The 3,948-nt window shown below is 48.2% G+C and carries 4 protein-coding genes and 1 pseudogene; 2 read left to right on the forward strand and 3 right to left on the reverse strand.

The genetic code is table 11. The features are described 5' to 3' along the window. Positions 1-202, forward strand: a pseudogene (locus H7A81_RS26275) (GABA permease); the annotation flags it as partial. Positions 203-237: 35 nt separating this feature from the next. On the opposite strand, the gene H7A81_RS26280 reads toward H7A81_RS26275, so the two are convergent. Next, positions 238-564: a hypothetical protein gene (locus H7A81_RS26280; RefSeq protein WP_045815361.1), complete on the reverse strand. Its 327-nt coding sequence runs from the start codon at positions 562-564 to the stop codon at positions 238-240. A gap of 138 nt (positions 565-702) precedes the next feature. On the opposite strand from H7A81_RS26280, the gene H7A81_RS26285 reads away from it, so the two are divergent. Beyond that, complete coding sequence (locus H7A81_RS26285; protein WP_182059229.1) at positions 703-2,040, forward strand: glycoside hydrolase family 10 protein; 1,338 nt, start codon at positions 703-705, stop codon at positions 2,038-2,040. A 67-nt stretch (positions 2,041-2,107) separates the two neighbouring features. Here H7A81_RS26285 and H7A81_RS26290 read toward each other — a convergent pair whose 3' ends face one another. Both H7A81_RS26290 and H7A81_RS26295 read right to left on the reverse strand, forming a co-directional pair. Further along, on the reverse strand, positions 2,108-3,097 hold the full coding sequence (locus H7A81_RS26290; RefSeq protein WP_182059230.1) for an Abi family protein: 990 nt from the start codon (positions 3,095-3,097) through the stop codon (positions 2,108-2,110). 206 nt (positions 3,098-3,303) lie between these two features. Beyond that, positions 3,304-3,948 (reverse strand): LysR substrate-binding domain-containing protein (locus H7A81_RS26295; protein ID WP_182059231.1); only part of this gene is annotated, 645 nt, incomplete at its 5' end.

Here is a 3,948-nt window from a genome sequence, read left to right on the forward strand (position 1 = left end):
CATGTGGCTATTCCCAGGCTTAACCTGGGCAACCATGGTGTTCATCGTGGGAGTGTTGGTCTCAATGCTGTTTATGCCGGCGCATCGCTCTGAGATCATTGCCACCGGTCTACTCACGTTGGCGGTGTTGATCACCAGCCGCATCGTGCATCGTAAACGCGCCTTACGAGAGCGCGAGGCGTTAGTGGCAGTGCGATCATAATGCCAGAAATTTCCGGGCTGGGAGGCCCGGAAGCCTTACTCATATTGCACATCGATACTGATCGACTCTTCCGGCACGTTAATCACCACAACGCATTTATTCCACACCGGCTTCCCTTCGGTCATATCGTGCTCAACGAAGTAGTGTTGGAAATCTTTCAATGCTTCAGTTAAATCACCAATTGCCTGTGCATCCGGTTCAAACCAGTCTGGCTCGCCGTTTTCATCCAGATAATCGAACTGGTATTCACCGCCCTCGTCATCGGCAAACAGTTCAGCTTTTACGATTAATTCGCGTGCACCTTGCGGTCCACAGCTGAAAACAATCATCGCGATGCGGCGGTAAAGGTCTTCATAGGTCATGGCAGTGTATTCCTGTTTTTGGTGAGTTCCAGTCGGCAGCGTTCGTCATGGATGGCATAACAACGTTACCGAGGGCTCTTATTGACTTTAAGGCTGATGAGAAGAGAATGAGGCTCTTCGAACAGTAAATTGAAAAAAATGGAGTTTATCATAGCCTGTTCCGCGCGTTTTCCCCGTATAACTACCGTGAATAAAATGGCCACGCTATTGGCTGCACTGCTTTTAGCCAGCTGCAGTTCCGAGCCGCCTAAATCACTGGTCACCCCGTTCCCGACAGTAACGCCGAAACCGCATCCTGTTCAGCCCGTTGCCAGCGCAGAACCGGTGCGTGGTGTGTGGCTCACCACGGTGTCGCGCCTTGACTGGCCGCCCATTGCCTCGGTGAATGCCAGCCCGGCTAATCGCATCAGCCAACAGCAAAAGGCGCTGACCGATAAGCTGGATAAGCTCAAAAGTCTCGGCATTAATACCGTCTTCTTCCAGGTTAAACCCGATGGCACAGCGCTGTGGCGCTCTAAAATCCTGCCCTGGTCAGATATGATGACCGGAAAGATTGGGGAAGATCCCGGTTACGATCCGCTGCAGTTTATGCTGGATGAAGCACACAAACGCGGTATCAAAGTGCATGCGTGGTTTAACCCTTATCGCGTTTCTACCAACGTGAAACCCTCGACGGTAGCAGAACTCAACAACACACTCTCCCTGCATCCAGCCAGCGTTTTTGTGCTCCATCGTGACTGGATTCGCACCGCAGGTGATCGCTTTGTGCTGGACCCAGGCATTCCTGATGCCCGCGACTGGATTACCAGCATCGTGGCGGAGGTGGTTGCAAATTATGATATCGATGGCGTGCAGTTTGATGACTATTTCTATGCGGAATCACCCGGCTCAACGCTGAATGACAGCGCCACCTTCCGCCAGTATGGTCAGGGATATGCCTCAAAAGCGGACTGGCGTCGTCACAATACCCAGCAGCTGATTGAACAAGTGTCTCGCACCATCAAGCAGTTAAAACCGCATGTCGAATTCGGCGTCAGCCCCGCTGGTGTGTGGCGCAACGTATCCCACGATCCCGCAGGCTCAGACACGCGCGGCGCGGCGGCCTACGACGAAGCTTATGCCGATACACGCAAATGGGTGCAGATGGGCCTGTTAGATTACATCGCGCCACAGATCTACTGGCCATTTTCACGCCAGGCTGCACGTTATGATGTGCTCGCGAACTGGTGGGCCAATGTAGTCAAACCCACGCACACCAGGCTCTATATCGGTGTAGCGCTGTATAAAGTCGGTGAAACCTCCAAAATGGAGCCAGATTGGACCATTAATGGTGGCGTGCCGGAACTGAAAAAACAGCTCGACCTTAATGACTCTGTGCCACAAATTAACGGCACTATTCTGTTCCGCGAAAACTACCTTAATCAACCGCAAACTCAGCAGGCGGTGAATTATTTACGCAGCCGTTGGGGAAGTTAATTTTCAAAACAACGCCGGTAGTTTCTGCTCTCTCGGCGTTGTTAACGATGTAGTGCTCTAATGTTGATTAATAAAACCGATTTTTATTCGCACAGACCAGAGCTTTGATATTTTCATTCTGAATCATTATTCTTCTGTTATATACGTGGCACTCTTGCAACACCTGAATTAACGTTTCCATACTGTCAATATTAGAACTTAAATTCAGGTACATTGCGTTATTCATTTCATACGCACACACAATCGATTTTAGCCTTTGCACTAATGCTCCGTCTCTGATAAAAGCATGCAAAACGGGTGATATCCAATACGCTAACTCAACGATATCCGCAATTTTCTCTTCCAGACAACGTATTACTGAAGATCGATCAATAAAACAGGCATCTTTCCAGATTGGTTCGTTATGCGCTACGCGATTTCTTAATACCCTGACGGCTTCCACTCTACGACGAATAATATCACGTTGTTTAAACTGCCTGTTTTTACCTGTTACCATCGGCATTTTCTTGAACGCAGTGGCGAAACCCTTTGGCCAAAGATATCCCTTACTGGCATCGCCATCATAAAAACTCTTATCAAGAATATGCTCCCATACACTGAAATCAGTCTGAGAAATAATCTGATCCAGGGTCGGGGTGGCTAATGTATCTTTGCCTAATTTTTTCTGCAGCATCTTCCGTGCGTTTCTTTCGGCTTTTACTATGCCACTCTCAAAACCTTTAACTTTAGCAGACTTAACCAGCTTATCTTTACCATCACATTTAACATCAGAGTTTATCTCACAACTCAAACTGTAGGGGATGACGTTAAACCAATGTACATTATGTTCAGTTGTAATATATTTCTTACCTGCTTCGTTAATGGCATTACGTAAAGCGACTTCAATCAATTGTATCAGACTACAAAAAGCACCTGACAATTCAAGATTCCAGCTATACAGACCAAATAACTCCGCATCATCAGCAATAGTAAATGTGGAACGATAGCTTGATAGGCGAGCAGAAGAGGTTAGCTTTACCATATCGGTAAAATCAAAATTTTTAGGCATGTGATGCATTATCCAATTTCCATATCGTGGAAGACGTTATACCGCTGATTTCTATTCGGCGATATTGCAATCCTTAATTTATGCGATTAGAATTCCATTTGTAGCTAGTCTGACGTTCTTCTCCCGACTCGTACGGTGCCAGATCCAAGACATGAAGCGCAAGAATCAATGCCCCAGCCAAGCTGGGGCTTCTTGTTTCCAGGATGCAATCAACGTCAGCGCGACTGTTCAACTCCCGCCAAAGCCTCTTCGCTCTGCATCAATGCAAAAAACGATTCCAACTCGCGCAGCATCATCGATGCGGCAATCGACAATTGACGCTGTGGCGCCACACACAACGACAATGTGAAGGGTTTCAATACCGTGTCGATTAGCGGAATGAACTTCAATTCTCCCCGGCGATACTCGTCAACAATATCCAGCCAGCACATCAAACTGATGCCCACCCCATCACGGACCAGCGAGCGCAGCATATGAATGTTATTGGTTCGGCCAACTTCATTCAGGCGAATACCGGAACTGTTTACCAGCGCTTCCAGCGGATCGGCCAACATCAGGGGCGCGGCAGGAACGATAAACGGCCAGGATTCACAGTGGCTGAAGCGGATAGATTCCAGATTTGCCAGCGGATGTTGACTGCTCACCACAATTCCCAGGCGTAAATCAGCAAAGGACTTTACCAACAGCTCACGCGAACTTTGCGGGTTCAACATGATGCCGAAATCTGCATCTCCGGCGGTTAGCGCATTGGCAATATGGATATTGCTCATGGTGGTGAGTGTGAAGGAAATGCCGGGGTACTCTTCGCGAATCCGTTGCAGGATTGATGAAAAAAAGCCGCGATTTATCGCATCAATGGT

The organism is Pantoea sp. ME81, assembly GCF_903970985.1.
Classification (GTDB): domain Bacteria; phylum Pseudomonadota; class Gammaproteobacteria; order Enterobacterales; family Enterobacteriaceae; genus Pantoea; species Pantoea communis.